12 protein-coding genes are annotated in these 16,335 nt (G+C 61.1%); 2 read left to right on the top strand and 10 right to left on the bottom strand.

Annotation, left to right across the window (positions count from 1 at the left end; all coding sequences use genetic code 11):
• Position 1: 1 nt before the first annotated feature.
• The 3 genes from cyoA to hmpA form a co-directional block, all read right to left on the bottom strand.
• Complete coding sequence (cyoA, locus tag ACP7BX_RS28195; RefSeq protein ID WP_426131118.1) at positions 2-943, bottom strand: ubiquinol oxidase subunit II; 942 nt, start codon at positions 941-943, stop codon at positions 2-4.
• Between the two features lie 790 nt (positions 944-1,733).
• Positions 1,734-2,240 carry a disulfide bond formation protein B gene (locus tag ACP7BX_RS28200; RefSeq protein ID WP_010206438.1) on the bottom strand — a complete coding sequence of 169 codons (507 nt, stop codon included), beginning with the start codon at positions 2,238-2,240 and terminating at the stop codon, positions 1,734-1,736.
• A gap of 211 nt (positions 2,241-2,451) precedes the next feature.
• Complete coding sequence (gene hmpA / locus ACP7BX_RS28205) at positions 2,452-3,633, bottom strand: NO-inducible flavohemoprotein (RefSeq protein WP_178953997.1); 1,182 nt, start codon at positions 3,631-3,633, stop codon at positions 2,452-2,454.
• A gap of 147 nt (positions 3,634-3,780) precedes the next feature.
• Here hmpA and norR point away from each other — a divergent pair, with 147 nt between their 5' ends.
• Positions 3,781-5,304 (top strand): nitric oxide reductase transcriptional regulator NorR, encoded by a 1,524-nt coding sequence (gene norR, locus ACP7BX_RS28210; RefSeq protein ID WP_177109996.1) that lies wholly within the window; start codon positions 3,781-3,783, stop codon positions 5,302-5,304.
• Here the strand turns inward: norR and ACP7BX_RS28215 are convergent.
• Positions 5,290-6,198, bottom strand: a complete 909-nt coding sequence (locus ACP7BX_RS28215) for a DMT family transporter (RefSeq protein WP_426131064.1) — start codon at positions 6,196-6,198, stop codon at positions 5,290-5,292. The two genes, norR and ACP7BX_RS28215, sit on opposite strands and share 15 nt — an antisense overlap.
• 138 nt (positions 6,199-6,336) lie before the next feature.
• Between ACP7BX_RS28215 and ACP7BX_RS28220 the strand changes: the two genes are divergently transcribed.
• Positions 6,337-7,212 carry a helix-turn-helix domain-containing protein gene (locus ACP7BX_RS28220; protein ID WP_426131062.1) on the top strand — a complete coding sequence of 292 codons (876 nt, stop codon included), beginning with the start codon at positions 6,337-6,339 and terminating at the stop codon, positions 7,210-7,212.
• Here ACP7BX_RS28220 and ACP7BX_RS28225 read toward each other — a convergent pair.
• From ACP7BX_RS28225 to ACP7BX_RS28250, 6 genes are all read right to left on the bottom strand, one after another.
• A complete protein-coding gene (locus ACP7BX_RS28225; RefSeq protein ID WP_426131060.1) occupies positions 7,209-9,710 on the bottom strand; it encodes a LuxR C-terminal-related transcriptional regulator in 2,502 nt (833 codons plus the stop codon). The two genes, ACP7BX_RS28220 and ACP7BX_RS28225, sit on opposite strands and share 4 nt — an antisense overlap.
• A gap of 146 nt (positions 9,711-9,856) precedes the next feature.
• Positions 9,857-11,215 carry a DUF1329 domain-containing protein gene (locus ACP7BX_RS28230; protein ID WP_269131989.1) on the bottom strand — a complete coding sequence of 453 codons (1,359 nt, stop codon included), beginning with the start codon at positions 11,213-11,215 and terminating at the stop codon, positions 9,857-9,859.
• A 26-nt stretch (positions 11,216-11,241) separates the two neighbouring features.
• Positions 11,242-13,032, bottom strand: coding sequence for a DUF1302 domain-containing protein (locus ACP7BX_RS28235; protein ID WP_426131058.1), 1,791 nt, complete (start codon positions 13,030-13,032; stop codon positions 11,242-11,244).
• Positions 13,033-13,516: 484 nt separating this feature from the next.
• Positions 13,517-14,428, bottom strand: a complete 912-nt coding sequence (locus tag ACP7BX_RS28240; RefSeq protein WP_038842221.1) for an SDR family oxidoreductase — start codon at positions 14,426-14,428, stop codon at positions 13,517-13,519.
• A 117-nt stretch (positions 14,429-14,545) separates the two neighbouring features.
• Positions 14,546-15,448, bottom strand: coding sequence for an alpha/beta fold hydrolase (locus ACP7BX_RS28245; RefSeq protein WP_033896206.1), 903 nt, complete (start codon positions 15,446-15,448; stop codon positions 14,546-14,548).
• A complete protein-coding gene (locus ACP7BX_RS28250) occupies positions 15,448-16,230 on the bottom strand; it encodes a class II aldolase/adducin family protein (protein ID WP_426131055.1) in 783 nt (260 codons plus the stop codon). Before ACP7BX_RS28250 ends, ACP7BX_RS28245 begins: the two co-directional genes overlap by 1 nt.
• Between the last annotated feature and the right edge of the window lie 105 nt (positions 16,231-16,335).

Below are 16,335 nucleotides of genomic sequence, written 5' to 3' on the forward strand. Positions count from 1 at the left end.
TTTACTCCTCTGCCCCAGCAGTTGAATGCGAGCCCGTGTCAGAACCTTCAACCGCGGCCACTTCTTTCTTCTCGTGCTTGACCGGCTTGCCTGGCTTCATACCTTCGTACTTGTCGACGATTTTCTGAAACAGGTCCGGCTCATACGCGGAGTACAGAGCGACTGGGTTGTTCTGGCTTGGTTTGGACAGGGCGTCGTATTCAGCTTGATCAAGCTGTTTAGGTGCGGCCTTGACTTCGGCTACCCAGGCGTTGAAACCTTCCTGGCTCGTCGAGATCGCTTTGAATTTCATGCCGGTGAAGCCAGCGCCGCTGTAGTTTGCGGAGATGCCTTCCATTTCAGCTTTTTCGTTGGCGATCAGGTGCAGGCGAGTCTGCATGCCTGCCATCGCGTAGATCTGACCGCCCAGGGCTGGGATGAAGAACGAGTTCATCACGGCGTCGGAGGTGATCCGGAAGTTCAGCGGAGTGTTCTCCGGGAACTGGATTTCGTTGACCGTGGCGATACCCAGGTCCGGGTAGATGAACAGCCACTTCCAGTCCAGCGCGACCACTTCGATGTTGATCGGCTTGACGTCGGACTCCAGCGGACGGTACGGGTCCAGCTCGTGGGTCGACTTATAGGTGATGTAACCCAGGGCGATGATGATGAGGATCGGCACCAGCCACACTGCGATTTCAATCTTGGTGGAGTGCGACCACTTCGGCGCGTAGGTCGCGCTGGTGTTCGACGCGCGGTATTTCCAGGCGAAGGCGAAGGTCATGATGATCACAGGCACCACAACCAACAACATCAGCAGGGTGGCGGTGATGATCAGGTTTCGTTGATCCAGACCGATCTGTCCTTTTGGGTCCATCAAGGTCCACTTGCAGCCTCCCAGCATTAACATCATGCCCAGCAGCGGCAAAAAGCCTAGTAATCGGGGGTACCTGTTTTTACTCATCTCACGACCTCTAAAGCAGCTTGCGCAATGCAGTTGGGTTTTGATCGCCAACACTTCACCCTGCCAAGGGTTGGCATTTCTCTTCGATTGAATAAGAGCCTGCCCATCGCGCCATCTGTGGCGTTTCACGGACCTGCGGTGAGTTCTTATTCGATTTCGTGGTTAAAGGCCTTGTTACAGACCAATTCCATTTGGTGCGGATAGTTGAAAGGCTGTCGGAACCTTGGGGTCGCACAGAGCCGTCCATCTGCCCCTCGACCGCTCCAGTGCTCAAATAGTGAACAGCACCGGACATTCAGTGCGGGCGATTGTAGTTAGCTAGCGATGTATAAACCATGTCTTATAAAGAAATAATTTTTATCGATTACAGCAATAATCCTTCACCAATATTGCAAAGGTTCGCGATCTTATCGCGTTCGATTCTCAACAAAAACCACAAAAATTGCCGTGTTATAGCGCAAGCCGCCACAGTCCTTACGCGCTGTAAGGGCATGCCAAACCGATGCAAGCCCCCATAAAACAAGGCATTCGGACATCACCTAATTGCTGGTGCGGCGCTAGGTCCGTGGCCGCGTCAGAACCATGAACTGACAGCACATCTTGGCCGTTTTATGCAAATTTAAGCGGCCGTTCGGCGGGTCAGAAACGTCCTGCGGCAGCTTCCGTGTGACAACATGTCGCACACTGCGCACACCCAAAGTTGTCCGACGTCACGTTCTATTCACAAATCCCTACACACAAAAACGCCCCGGCCTTCCCTCAAGAAGGACCGGGGCGTTCAGCGATGGGCTCAGGCTTTGCGCTGGCGATTCCGGTAAATGCCCAACGGCACCAGGATCACCGTCAGCACGAACGCGACCAGCGCCCACTGCGCCAGGGACAGGCCCAGCACGGGCGGATACGGGGTGCTGCAGAAGCCATCGACCTGGAAGCCCAAGGGGAACACCTTGGCCAGTGGCAGGTCATCGACGATCGGTTGCAGCACATCGATGCCGCAGCTGACTTGGGGGAAGAACTGGGTGTACACGTGGTGACCGGCTGCGGCCACACCACCGAGGGCGCTGAGGATCACCAGCCCTTCGAAAAACGTGAGCGCCCCTTTGGTGCGCATGGCTGCGCCGATGAACGCGAAGATCGCGATCAACAGCAAGGCGTAGCGTTGCAGGATGCACAGCGGGCACGGTGCCTCGCCCAGTACCACCTGCATATACAGCGCACCGCCGATCAGCGCCAGGCAGATGATGCCCAGCAACACCAGAAAGCGCCGCTCCCTGCCTAAACGCAATTCGTCACTCATCACCGTTTCCCTTTGTTTGGTTGTGCCAATGGCCGCAAGTTTACACACAGGGAGTGGTTTAAACAGAGGGGGGTTAACGGGGGATTAATCTTGGGAAATGTTGTGACTGTACGGACGCCATCGCGGGCAAGCCCGGCTCCCACATCGACCGCGATCGAATGTGGGAGCCGGGCTTGCCCGCGATGGCGCCGACTCGGTTTTACGCCAAACCTTATTCCAGCGCCGCAGCCGGGCCGAAGAACTCGTAGCGGCTTTGCTTCTCTGGCACGCCCAAGGCCTTGAGGTGACGCTTGATCGCGCCCATGAAGCCTTTAGGGCCAAGGAAGTAGGCGTCGATATCGCGCTGTTCAGGCAACCACGCCGCAAGCTGTTCCTGGCTGAGCAAACCCACCTTGTCCGCCGCCGGGCTCACGCCATCATCTTCGGAGTAGCAATAGAAGCGCTTGAGCTGCGGATGCTGTGCTGCCAACGCATCGACCCAATCACGGAACGCATGCACCCCACCGTTACGCGCGCAGTGGATGAAGTGCACCGGACGCTGGGTAGCCAGGGCGGCTTCGAGCATCGGCAAGGTTGGCGTAATGCCGACCCCGCCACTGATCAGCACCAGCGGTTTATCGCTGGCTGCCAGGGTGAACTCACCCGAAGGCGTGAACAGATCGATGGTCGCGCCGACATGCAGTTGGTCGTGCAGGTAGTTGGACACCCGCCCGCCCGCTTCGCGCTTGACGCTGATGCGGTACAGGCCCGAATCGGTCAGGGCCGACAGCGAATAGTTGCGGCGTACTTCCTCACCCTCCAGCACCAATTTCATGCCGATGTATTGGCCTGGCGCGGCCGCGAGAATCGGGCCGTTATCTACCGGGGCAAAGTAGAAGGAGATGATTTCGTCACTCTCCACCACGCGCTTGACCACGATGAACGGCCGCGCGCCGCGCCAGCCACCGGGCGCCTGGGCTTTCTCGTCATAGATCGCCGCTTCGGCGCCGATCAGGATATCCGCCAATTGGCCGTAGGCCGCGCCCCAGGCACTCATCACTTCAGGGGTCGCAATCTCGCTACCCAGCACCTCGGAAATCGCGCGCAGCAGGCAGGCGCCGACGATCGGGTAATGCTCCGGCAGGATCTGCAAGGCCACATGTTTGTTGATGATCTTGGCCACCAGGTCACCCAGTTGGTCCAACTGGTCGATATGCCGCGCATACATCAACACGCCATTGGCCAAGGCGCGGGGTTGGTCGCCGCTGGCCTGGTGGGCCTGGTTGAACAGCGGGCGAACTTGCGGGTACTCGGAAAGCATCATGCGGTAGAAATGGGTGATCAGCGCTTCGCCGCCGCTTTCCAGCAGGGGCACGGTGGATTTGACGATGGCACGGTCTTGGGCACTAAGCATGGGAGCCTCCTGGGCTTCTTTACTGATTGCCTCTACTTACTCAGTATTCGTGCCAACTAATAAACCTATATATTTCAATGAGTTATTTAATATGTAGTCAGTATGACTTCCTACAACGTATAGTCATAAGGACTACAAGGAGTCATTATGACTGCGCAATCGCTGCTCACTACCCTGCTGCCCCTGGTCGCTGACCTGTCCCGCGAACTGCCCGAAGGCGAGCGTTACCGCCGCCTGTTACAAGCCATGCGCGCCCTGCTGCCCTGTGACGCCGCCGCGCTGTTGCGCCTGGACGGCGAATGGCTGGTGCCGCTGGCCGTCGACGGCCTGAGCGCCGACACCCTGGGCCGGCGCTTCAAGGTCAGCGACCACCCACGTTTCGCCGTGCTGCTGAGCAGCCCCGGCCCTACACGTTTCGACAGTGACAGCGAATTGCCCGACCCCTATGACGGATTGGTGGATGGGTTGCACGGGCACCTGGAAGTCCACGATTGCATGGGCTGCCCGCTGTTCGTCGACGATCAGCCCTGGGGCCTGCTGACCCTGGACGCCCTCGACACCGAGCGCTTCGAGCGCGTGGAACTGGATGCCCTGCAAGCCTTCGCCAGCCTCGCCGCGGCTACCGTCAACGTGGCCGAACGCATTGAACGCCTGACCCTGCGCGCCGAAATCTACCGCGAGGCCAGCGGCCAGCAGCACAAGGAAATGATCGGCCAGAGCAAACCCCACAAGCGCCTGGTGGAAGAGATCAAGCTGGTGGGCGGCAGTGACCTCACCGTGCTGATCACCGGCGAAACCGGGGTGGGCAAGGAATTGGTGGCCCAGGCCATCCACGCCGCTTCGACGCGCGCAGATAAACCGCTGATCAGCCTCAACTGCGCCGCCCTGCCGGAAACCCTGGTGGAGAGCGAGTTGTTCGGTCATGTGCGCGGCGCCTTCACTGGCGCCTTGAACGAACGCCGTGGCAAGTTCGAACTGGCCAACGGCGGCACGCTGTTCCTGGATGAAGTGGGCGAACTGTCACTGACCGTGCAAGCCAAGCTGCTGCGGGTGCTGCAAAGCGGTCAGTTGCAACGCCTGGGCTCGGACAAGGAACACCAGGTGGATGTGCGCCTGATCGCCGCCACCAACCGCGACCTCGCTGACGAAGTACGCAATGGCCGCTACCGCGCCGACTTCTATCACCGCCTCAGCGTCTATCCGCTGCAAGTGCCGGCGCTGCGCGAACGCGGGCGCGATGTGTTGCTGCTGGCCGGTTTCTTCCTCGAACAGAACCGCTCACGCATGGGCCTGGGCAGCCTGCGCCTGACCAGCGACGCCCAGGCGGCGCTGCTGGCCTATAACTGGCCGGGGAATGTACGAGAGCTGGAGCATCTGATCGGACGTAGCGCACTGAAAGCCCTGGGAAACTGTCGCGAGCGTCCGAAGATTCTCAGCTTGAATGCCCAGGACCTGGACCTGCCCGATGTCAGCGCACCCGTGATCGAAGCACACACCGAGGTGATGCCCGTTGTGACCGGCGACCTGCGCCAAGCCACCGAGCACTATCAACGCCAGGTCATCAGCGCCTGCCTGGAACGCCACCAGCACAACTGGGCCAGCGCCGCCCGCGAACTCGGCCTGGACCGCGCCAACCTCGGACGGATGGCCAAGCGCCTAGGGCTGAAGTAAGGCTTTCTCGGTGGGGACAGGGGCTGGCTTGGGCTTACGAAACACCAACACATTGCCCAGCATCACCAGCACCAACCCCGCCAATGCCGGCGCGGTCCATTGGTAGCCCTCGGCAAACGCCGACACGTTTAGTGCCACCACCGGGAACAGCACCGTGCAATACGCCGCGCGCTCCGGCCCCATGCGTCCGACCAAAGTCAGGTAGGCAGTAAAGCCGATCACCGAACCTGGGATCACCAGGTACCACAGGGCGCCGATGTAGCGCGCGCTCCAGTCCATCTCAAACGGAATCCCGCGCACCATGCAATAGGTCGCCAGCATCAACGACCCATACAGCATGCCCCAGGCATTTGTGGTCAGCGGTCTCAGACCGGCCTTCTGTTGCAGACTCGACAGCATATTGCCCGCCGAGAAACACATGGTCCCCAGCAACGCCAACCCCAATCCGAGCAAGGTCTGCGGACTGGCGGTATGCCCCACCAGCTCCGGCCAGAACAGCAGACCCAAGCCCATCAACCCTAGCCCGCCGCCCATCAGCACATTGCGCGCCACCCGTTGGCCGAAAAACACCCGCGCGTTCAGCGCATTCCACAGCGTGGCCGTAGAAAACACCACCGCCACCAACCCACTCGGGATCCATTGGCTGGCCGTCAGGAAACACATAAAGTTCACGCAAAACAGGCACAGCCCCTGGGCCAGGCAGATCAAATGCCCGCGCCGGTTCATCACCTGCAACTTGCGGCTCAGCAACAACAGCGCAAACAGCACCAGCGCCGCCAGGCCGAAGCGATAGACGATGGACACGGGAATCGCCACCACGCCCAGTTGCCATTTGAGGGCGATCCAGGTGGTGCCCCAGATCAGCACGGTGAGTAAATACAGGGAAAGGTTCATAGCGGGCTCCATCGATTGAGCCACAGTGTGGCCCGCGATCCATGGCGCGCTCTTGCACAATCTTGCGCTTTTGTCGGGCGGTGGGCGCACAGCACGCGCCGCGCGGAGTAGGATGCAAGGCGTCGGAGAGTACGAACCATGCCTGATCTGGAATCCCTGCAAGTCTTTCAAGCCCTTAACCGCTCGCCCAATGCACGCCTCGAAGCGTGCGCCGAGCTCGGTGACGGCTTGTCTGCAGCCTTGTGGAGCAACCATCACGATGCCCAGGATTACCAGGCGCCCAGCCATCACACATTGTCCTGCTACATCGGCGGCGGCACCGGCACCTTTCGGCGCGACCAGCCCGGCACCAAGGGCGGGCCCGACAAGCTGTGCATCCTGCCCGCCGAGCATCAGTCGGCCTGGGTGATCAACGGCGAAATCCGCCTGGCCCACGTGTACTTCAGCCCGGAGCAATTCGCCCTCGGCTGCGTCACCCTGCTCGACCGCGAACCGCGCACCCTGCAATTGCGCGAGAGCACCTTTTTGGAAGACGCCAGCCAGGCCCGGCGCTTTCACCAGTTGATCGCACTGAACTGGCACGAACCCGCCGAGCGCCTGCTGACCAGCAGCCTGGCCCACGAAATGCTCAGCCACACCCTGCTCAGCCAGGTCGGCGCCCGCGAGGGGCTGCGGTTGAAAGGCGGGCTCGCGGCGCATCAGCGACGGCTGTTGGTTGAGTACATCGACCAGCACCTGGAAGACCCGATCAGCCTGGGCCAACTGGCCGGGATGTGTGCGCTGTCGGAATACCACTTCGCGCGGATGTTCCGACAAAGCTTCGGCCTGCCGCCCCATCAGTACGTGTTGGCCCGCCGACTGACCCGCGCCCAGGCCCTGTTGCGCAGTGGCGCCCTGCCCTTGAGTGAAATCGCCTTGATGTGCGGTTTCTCCAGCGCCAGCCACTTCACCCATCGCTTCCGCCAGGCCATGGGCGCCACGCCCGGCGAATACCGCCAGGCGTTCTGCGCCTAGGTCATCAAGCCCAACGTCTTGGCCTTGGCCACTGCTTGCGTGCGCCGCTCCACGCCGAGCTTGCTATGGATACGCCGCGCGTGGGTCTTGACCGTATGCAGGGAGATGAACAGCCGGTCGGCGATTTCCAGGTTGGAATTGCCCAGGGCGATCAACTGCAGGACTTCCAACTCGCGCTGGCTGAGTGGGCTCTCTACCACTCCCGACGTTGGCGTTTGCGGCTCCATGCCCAGCTCACTCAACAACCCCGGCGAGCGCAAGCGCAGTTCACGAATCGCCTGCTGCACCTGGCAGCGTGCCGCCAGCTCCAGCCCGGTTTGCAGCGAGCGGCGCGCTAGCGTGGAATCACCGATTTTCCAGGCCACCTCCCCCAGCACCAGGTGCAGTTCGGTTTCCAGGCAAAGCATGCCGCGCTGATGGGTGGTTTCCAACAAAGCCGTGAGCCGCGCCACCGGCTGATCGGCACAACCCAGATTCACTTCCGCCAGCACCAGCAGGTACTCCAGGCGTGGCACCAACTCCAACGTGGCCGGTGGCGCCTGCCGGGCCTGAGGCCCACGGAAGTGGCGAAGCACACGGCGCACCGCTTCCACCGTCAATTCGGCACGCCCCTGCTGCAACCAGAAATGCCCGCTGACCAGCAGCAACACCGCGCGGTATACCGTGTCGGGCACCTGACGTTGCTGCATCAGCCGCTCGGCATCGCGCAGTTGCACAAAGGCCTGGGCGTAATCGCCACGGTTGGCGGCCAGCAGGGCCAGGCCGAGGAATCCGTAGAGCACGCGTTTGTCCTGGCTGTGCAGGCACATCTTCAAGCCCGCCTCGAAACACTCGGCAGCCAGGCTGTCCTGCCCCTGACGCAACGCCAGGTGCCCGCGCCGCAGGGCAATGCGCCCGACCAAGGGCCCGGCCTTGAGGCGCTGTTTGAGCAACATCGCCTGCACATTTTCCAGCAGGCTTTGCGCCCGATAAGGGGCGCCACGCTGCTCCAGCAGTTGCGCGTGATCCAGCTCCAACAAGGCTTCGAGCAGCAACGAGCCGTGGGCACGGGCCAGGCACAAGGCTTCGCGACTCAGGGCTTGGGCGACATCCAGCTCACCGCGCAGCAAGGCTTGCTGGGTCAGGCCCGAAAGGCACATCAACCGCGACGTCCAGGCGCTGTCGGGCAAGGCTTGCAGCGCTTCCAGAAAATGCTCGCGAGAGCGCTCGGCATCACCGCCCAGATGCAGCAACCAGCCCCACTGCGCCTGCCAGCGCGCCAGCAGGTAGCGCTGTTGCGCCGCCGTCGGTTGCGGCGCGAAGCGTGCCAGTTGATGGATGCATTGCGCGGCTTGCTCGAAGCGTCCGGCGAACAGTAACGCCGCCGTCAGCAGCCCGACCAATTGCGCCGAGCCGAGCATCAGCTCATCGCCCTGCTGTTCATGCAGGCGCAACAGCAGCATCGCGTTCTGCTGGCGGAACAAGTCTTCAAAACTGAAGTGCTGCAACAGGCTCACCGCCACTTCGTATTCTTCGGCGAGCAAGGCGTGTTCAAACGCGGCCTGCCAGTCCTGTTCGGCGGTGAACCATTGGCAGGCGCGGCGGTGCCATGAACGCTTGGCTGGCCAGGGCTCGTCACGCAGCAAATCGGCGAGGGGTGGAAAGACCTGCAGCCACTCGGTGTCTTCCCAAGGCTGGATAAACGCGCCGAGGGCCTGCAGATCGTGCAGGTACTGATCACCGTCGCCAAAGCCGAACAGGTGCTCGCACAACCCCGCGTTGAAGCGCGGCAGATGAGCCAGCACGCGCCAGGCTTCGGCCAGTTCGGCTGGCAAGGTGCTGAACAGCTCGTGTTGCAGGTAATCGAGCAAGGTCTTTTCCGGATGACCGTCCCCCAGCAAGGCGATGCGCGTACCGGCACACCAGCCGGCACTGAACTGCAACACGCTGTCGACGGACTGCCCCGGCGCATGAATGAGCAATTGCTGGACCTCGGCAGGGCTGAACGCCAAGTCTGCGCCAAACTCCAGCAGCTCATCGTCCAGCAGCAACCTCGGCCAATTGCACAGCGGGCGACGCCGCGCGCCCAGCCACCAGGTCAGGGCCGGGCTGCTGGCAGTGAGCAGGCGATCCAGCAAGGCGTCGGTGTCCGGCGCGGGCAAGCGGCAGAAGTCATCGAGGAACAGCCAGGCCGGAGCCTGCCAACGCGCAAGGTCCGACAGCAGGGTCGCCTCATCGGTGAACGGCAAACCCAGGTTCTGCGCCAGGCGCTGGCAAAGATCAACGGGGCTCAGGGCAACACCATTGAGCGGCAACCAGTACACCGGGCACTCCTTGGGTGCCTGCAACGCGCACTCGGCGAGCAGCGCGCTCTTGCCACTGCCGCCGGGCGCGCACAGCAACTTGACCCTGACCTGCGCCACCAGCAAAGGCTCGGCCAAACGTGGGCGCAACAAATGATGGGCGGACAGCCGAGGCATGAATCCAGGACGGTCCAGGCAGCGTGTCATGGCGGTCATTGCTGCATCCTGCTTTTTTATTGTTATGCCACGTGGCGCCTACCCTAGTCCTGTGGTCGGCGGTTGTTGAAGAAGTATTCAGCGGGGTGATTGGCGGGCATAAAAAAGCCGGGAGCCTAAAGGGTCCCGGCCAGATCAAAGGGTGATCAGCGAACCCCTTCGGCCCTCAACGCTGCCGGGGTGTAATCGGCCGCCTTGGCCGCGAAACCGAACACAAAGCTGCTCTTCTCCTCGTTTTTCATGCCCAACGCGATGTAGCGCCCGGCAATGATGTCGTAGAGAGTTTCCACGGTGTAGGCCGGGGTCTGGTGGTCGTAATAGAACTGCGCATGACCTTCCGCGACACGCCACAGTTGGCCACGGCCGTCGTAGTGATCCACCAGTGCCACCTGCCAGCTGTCTTCATCGATGTACATGTGGCGCTTGGCGTAGATGTGCCGCTCACTCGGCTTGACCGTGCCGACCACTTCCCACACGCGGTGCAGCTCATAGCGGGTCAGGTCCTGGTTGATGTGGCCGGCCTTGATGATGTCGTCGTACTTGAGGGTCGGCTGGTCGAGCTTGTAGCTGTTGTAGGGGATGTACATCTCTTTCTTGCCCACCAGCTTCCAGTCGTAGCGGTCCGGGGCGCCGGAGAACATGTCGAAGTTGTCCGAGGTGCGCAGGCCGTCGGAGGCGGTGCCCGGCCCGTCATATGCCACTTGCGGCGCACGGCGCACGCGACGCTGGCCGGCGTTGTAGATCCACGCCAGGCGCGGCTCCTTCACCTGGTCGAGGGTTTCGTGCACCAGCAGCACATTGCCCGCCAGGCGCGCCGGGGCCGTCACCGACTGCTTGAAGAAGGTCAGCACGTTGGCCGCCTTGGCCGGGTCCATGTCCGGGATCAATTGCGGCACCGCCACTTCCTCTTCGAAGCGGATCGGCGTGTAGCTGCCGTTGGTCTGCGGCGTGGCCTGGGTGATGATGCGGCGCAGGTTGCCACCGTGGTAACGGGTGATGTGGTTCCACAGCACTTCCACGCCATTCTTCGGAATCGGGAACGCGTAGTAGCGGTTACCGGTGAATCCTTCCAGTCCATTGCCGTCGTTGATCGGCTTGACGTTCAGCGCGCTGCGCTTGATCGATTCGTAGATCTCCGGTGGCAGGTTGACCGTACGGTGGGTTGGGTACACCGGGATCTTGTAGGTCTCGGGGTAACGTTTGAACATCGCCACCTGGCCGTCGGAGAGTTTGTCCTTGTATTTGTCGACGGTGGCCGCGGTGATCACGAACAGCGGTTTCTCACTGGCGAATGGGTCGGCCAGGAAGCCCTTGCTGTCCACGGCGCCGGCATTTTTCGGGATGCCACCGGTCCAGGCCGGGATCGAGCCGTCGGCGTTGCCGGCTTTTTCGGCGCCCACCGGGGTCAGGGTGGTGCCGAGCTTGGCCGCCTCTTCCGGCGACACCGCTGCCATCACGTTGGCGGCCAACAGGCTGAGGGCCAACACTGCAATTGTCTTACGCATAAATGCTTGTCCTTCTTTAAGCCAGGTCAGAAGTTCGCGCCGAAGCTGAGGGCGAGGAAGTCGCGGTCGGTCAGGGTGTTGTAGTCGCCGCCGAAAAAGTCGGTGTAGCTCAGGCTGGCGGTGTAGGTGCTGCGGTAGTCCGCGTCCACACCGATGCTGATTGCCTTGGCACCTTTGTTGAACAGGCCGTTGGGCCCGTAGCCGGCCACGTCATGGGACCAGGACAGGTTGGGCTTGAGGTTCACCCCGAAAATCGCGTTGTTGTAGTCAAGGATCGCCCGCGCGCGGTAACCCCAGGAATTGGCGGTGACGAAACCATCGGTGTCACCTTGGAAACCATAGGCACCGTAGACCGAGTCGCGGCCGTAGCGCAGTTTGGATTTGTCTTCCAGGCCACCGACATGCACGTACGCAGCCTCGCCTACCAGCGTCAGGCGTTCGGCGCCCAGCACCTGGTCGAAGAACTGGGTCATGGTGCTTTGGATCTGGGTGATTTCCTTGCGGCGATAGCCTTTGTTGTCGTCGCCGAAGTTGCTGCGGATCGGCGAGGCCAGTTGGCCTGCAACCGGGTTGATCAGGGCCAGGGTCAGGTCGGTGGTATTGAGTTGCACCGGGGCATTGGGGCGGTAGCTGATCTCGCCGGTCCACGCCGTGCCGGTGGGCAAGGTGGTGGAGAAGCTCGCACCGAAGAGGCGGATGTCTTCCGGGTAGTCGAGGTAATACTGGCCACGACCGAGCATCAGGCTCTGGACCAGCCCTGCACCCGAGCCGGGCGCGATACCATTGGCTGCACCGGAGATCGCACCGAGCCTGGCCAGGCTTGTATTGTTGGTGATGGTGCCCACCGTCGGGGTGCGGCTGTGGTAGTTCATGAAGTACAGGCCGTATTCGGTGTCATCCCCCAACCAACGCAACGCCGTACCGAACTGACCACTGTCACGGGCATCACGATCCCGTGCACGCTGCACGATCACACCTTCACGGGTCACTTGAAAGCCCTGCCCAAACGCGGCGGCCACCGGCTGCAACGGCGCAATCGCCGGGTTACCCACCGTGTAGTTGTCATTACAGCCATGCGCCGCTACATCCCCACCAAAAAATGTGCCGCAGTTATCCAGTACGGTATTTTCCCAGTTCAGTTGGTAAAAACCTTCCACTGTCAGTTGGTTGGTCAAGCTCTGGGAGGCGAACAGCATGTTCACCGGAATCAGCCCTTCCTTGATCTCCGCACCGGGGCGGCGGAAGGCTGAGACGTCGATGGGGTTGATGCTGTTGATGGAGTTACCGATGAAGGTACTTTCGCCCCAGCTGACCACTTGCTTGCCGAGGCGCACGTTGCCCGGTTGGTCGCCAATCGAATAGTTGTGATAGACGAAGGCATCGAGCAATTCGTAGCCGGAGGAACGTGCGCCCTCATCGCGGTGGTGATTGCTGATCTGTTTGAATTCGCGATCTTCATCCTGCAACTCGAAGTCGTACCAGTACTTGCCACGCACGAACACGCCGCTGTCGCCGTACTTGAGTTCCAGGTCGTGAATACCTTTGAAGATCTTGGAGAAGGTCTCGCCCTTCTTGAAATTCAAGCGCCCGTCATCCCCGGTAGACGCCTGGCCAGTGCCGCCATTGACGGTGCCCACCAGCTTTTTATCGGCGTCGCGCATGCCCCAGCTCGCGCCCACCGACAGCGAGGAATCGAATTGCCCTTCGATCTCGCCAATGTTGAATGAAACAGCCTGTGCCTGGGCACAGCACCCCAACGCAACCGCAGCGGCCAGCGCCTGTGGCCTGAAGATGGCGCGCATTGTTGTTCTTGTCATGCGTCTTCCCCGGTGAGTGACAGAAGGCCCCACCCTACTGCCGCCCATCAGGAGCGATAAGCGCACCAAGGAGGGATTCGTGTTGTCGCTCGAAAGGATGACAGGGCGCTCTGGCCTGGGCTTCGGGCACAGGCATGCATTGGGTGGATGGTGGGTTATCAGGGGAATGTATGGAGGACCGCGCAACTGTTGCTGATTGCGCAACAGTCCTTGTCACGAATCGGCATTACTCATTTTGTTACAAGCGGCTATTCTTACCGGGCTTTCAGGGCAAACGGCCCGCTTCCACAACCGGAAGAAAAGCCAGATTCAAATGGATTGATGCCTGTTTTCAGTCTGTTACCGGTGTTCACTGACGTTGATTTGTCGCTCCTTGATCCAACGTCTTACTTCGGCCGCTGCCTATGCAGCGGCCTTTTTTATGCCTGGAATAAAACGGGGCGCCCTCAGCGCCCCGTAGCATTCAAGCTTTTTCAAGCAACGATCACAGGCTGAATTTCTGCAAATTGGCCATCATCTCCTTCAACGCCTCGATGTTGTCCTTGGGGTGAGCCGCTCCTTCGAAGTCGCAAATCTGCTGCCAATGCGCCGCCACGTCATCGGGCGAGAAGCCCGCTTGCGGATCAAAGCCCACGCCCAGGCTACGCTCCCAGCGGGTCTTGCCGATCCAGCCGCCGCCCACTTCAAACAGCCCCGAGGTTTCCTCACAGGCCTCGCTGCCCAGGTACACCACCAACGGGCTGACCAACTCCGGCTTGAGGCGCTCGAACACCTGCGGCGGGATCAAGCCTTCGGTCATGCGCGTGCCACCGGTTGGGGCGATGGCGTTGACCAGGATGTTGTTCTTGCGGCCCTCCAGTGCCAGGGTGCGCGTCAGTCCATACAAGCCCAGCTTGGCCATGCCGTAGTTGGACTGGCCGAAGTTGCCGTAGATGCCCGAGGTGGATGCAGTGAAGATCACCCGGCCATAACCTTGCTCGCGCAGATGGGGCCAGGCGGCGCGGGTGACTTTGTAGGCGCCTTCGACATGCACCCGGTAAACCAGGTCCCAGTCGCTGTCGTCCATTTTATGGAAGGTCTTGTCGCGCAAGATGCCGGCGTTGTTGACCACCACGTCGATACGGCCAAAGGCGTCGAGGGCGTTCTGCACGATCTTGTCACCGTCGGTGACAGAGTCATGGTTGGCTTCGGCGATACCACCGGCTTCGCGGATCTGCGCCACCACACGGTCGGCAGCCGAAGCATTGGCGCCTTCGCCCTGGGTGGAACCGCCCAGATCGTTGACCAGCACCTTGGCGCCATGTTTGGCGAACAGCAGCGCATGCGCCCGGCCCAACCCGCCGCCGGCACCGGTGACGATCACGACCTTATCCTGGAACTGCACTGACTGACTCATACCGAACTCCAAAGGCGACAATGGGAATGGGTCGAGTGTCAGGCACGGGGGCTTTGGTCACAATAAAGCCGGCCAGGGCTGAATGGTGCTCGATAAGGCTGGGGGATAATCGTCAGCTCAGGAATAGGCCAATCGGGGTGCCGGTTGCCCAATCCGATCACGGAACGCCAGGTAGTGCTTGAGCACCTGAACCGGCGCCTCGATCTGCGGGTAGTGGCCGATATTGGCCAGCAGCACCGTGTCGGCGTGGGGCACCAACTCGCGGTAACGCTCCACCATATGAGCGCCGGAGATCGGGTCGATCTCGCCATCGATCACCCGCAGTGGCACTTCATCCTGTTGCATCGCCGCCACCCAACGCTCACGCATACGCCTGCGTTGAGGGATGTAGGCAATGAGTTTGTGCAGGATGCGCGTGCCTTCATGGCAGTCGATCAAACTCCAGAAATCATCCAGGGCGCTTTCGCTGGGACGAGTGTTGGGGCCGAAGATCTGGCTGAAACTGTTCGCCAGGGCATTGCGCCCAAAGGCACGGCCGATCATCCAGCCCAGCGGGCTTAGCAAGAGTTTTTGCACCAATGCCGGGCGATGGGTTTCGGGAAACAAGCCGCCGTTGAGAAACACGCAGCTGGCCATCTGAAAGCGACTCTCGTAGTGCCGGGCCAGCAGTTCCTGGGCGACACTGTCACCGTAGTCGTGGGCCAGCACATGCACCGGCTGCTCCACACGCAGATGTTCCAGCAGGGCTTGTTGCAAATCCGCCTGCTCCAGCAGGCAGTATCCGTGATCGAGTGGCTTGGCCGAGTCACCAAAACCGAGCATGTCGCAGGCAATCACCAGGTTGCGCTGGGCCAGGGGCTGCCACAGGTAGTGCCAGTCCCAGCTGGCGGTGGGAAAGCCATGGATCAGCAGCAACGGTTCGCCCTGCCCCGCCACCCAATAACGGATGGTGCGGCCGTGGAAGTCGAACGTCTGGCTGCGTTTGCGCCAGGCTCTCAGCGGGATCTCGGCGAGTGGCATCAGCTTCTATACCCAGGGTCTTGAGTGTCCAGCTTGCGCAGCAACGCCGGCCAGGCCAGCGCGCCCCCCATACCTTTTGTGCTCTTTGTGACAGCCGCCACCATTGCCTTGGCGCCAGCGAGAATCTGTGGGCCGATGTTGATCAATTCTGCACCACCGTTTTGCGCCAGCACCTGGATGTCGCAGGCGCGCTGGAACGTGAACATCATCAGGAAGGTGTCGGCGATGGTGCTGCCGCAGGTCAGCAGGCCGTGGTTGTGCAGCATGAGGAAATTGTTGTCGCCCAGATCGGCCTGCAGGCGGGCCTTCTCTTCGTGATTCAGTGCCACACCTTCGTAGGCGTGATAGGCCAGGCTCGACAGCACGAATATCGACTGCTGGCTGATCGGCAACACGCCTTGCTTCTGCGCCGCCACCGCAACACCGGCAGCGGTGTGGGTGTGCAGCACGCAGGTTACGTCGTGGCGCACTTCGTGGATGGCGCTGTGGATGGTGTAGCCCGCCGGATTGATCTCGTAGGGGCTGTCCATCAGCTTGTTGCCGGCCTGATCAACCTTGACCAGGCTCGACGCGGTGATCTCATGGAACATCAGCCCATAGGGGTTGATCAGGAAATCATCAGTGCCCGGCACCTTGGCCGAGATGTGGGTGAAGATCAGGTCATCCCAACCATGCATCGCCACCAGGCGATAGCAGGCAGCCAGGTCGACACGGGTCTGCCATTCGGCAGCGCTGACCTGATCTTTGACATTCTGTGGCGATAGAACGGGGGCTAGGCTCACGGCAACGACCTCCTTGGCGCATTTTCTTATTGTTTTTTTGAGTGATGGGCCAGTCTAGTCAGACGTCGTGGCCGCCGTAGTTGCCTTGGCAGCCAGCTTGATGAC

Source organism: Pseudomonas sp. DWP3-1-3b3, assembly GCF_049896305.1.
In the GTDB taxonomy this organism is placed as follows: domain Bacteria; phylum Pseudomonadota; class Gammaproteobacteria; order Pseudomonadales; family Pseudomonadaceae; genus Aquipseudomonas; species Aquipseudomonas azotoformans_A.

Coding starts and splice junctions, on each gene's coding strand:
- cyoA (WP_426131118.1), bottom strand. CDS start 943: ATGAGTAAAAACAGGTACCCCCGATTACTAGGCTTTTTGCCGCTGCTG.
- ACP7BX_RS28245 (WP_033896206.1), bottom strand. CDS start 15,448: ATGCCACTCGCCGAGATCCCGCTGAGAGCCTGGCGCAAACGCAGCCAG.
- norR (WP_177109996.1), top strand. CDS start 3,781: ATGACTGCGCAATCGCTGCTCACTACCCTGCTGCCCCTGGTCGCTGAC.
- ACP7BX_RS28230 (WP_269131989.1), bottom strand. CDS start 11,215: ATGCGTAAGACAATTGCAGTGTTGGCCCTCAGCCTGTTGGCCGCCAAC.
- hmpA (WP_178953997.1), bottom strand. CDS start 3,633: ATGCTTAGTGCCCAAGACCGTGCCATCGTCAAATCCACCGTGCCCCTG.
- ACP7BX_RS28235 (WP_426131058.1), bottom strand. CDS start 13,032: ATGACAAGAACAACAATGCGCGCCATCTTCAGGCCACAGGCGCTGGCC.
- ACP7BX_RS28200 (WP_010206438.1), bottom strand. CDS start 2,240: ATGAGTGACGAATTGCGTTTAGGCAGGGAGCGGCGCTTTCTGGTGTTG.
- ACP7BX_RS28215 (WP_426131064.1), bottom strand. CDS start 6,198: ATGAACCTTTCCCTGTATTTACTCACCGTGCTGATCTGGGGCACCACC.
- ACP7BX_RS28220 (WP_426131062.1), top strand. CDS start 6,337: ATGCCTGATCTGGAATCCCTGCAAGTCTTTCAAGCCCTTAACCGCTCG.
- ACP7BX_RS28240 (WP_038842221.1), bottom strand. CDS start 14,428: ATGAGTCAGTCAGTGCAGTTCCAGGATAAGGTCGTGATCGTCACCGGT.
- ACP7BX_RS28225 (WP_426131060.1), bottom strand. CDS start 9,710: ATGACCGCCATGACACGCTGCCTGGACCGTCCTGGATTCATGCCTCGG.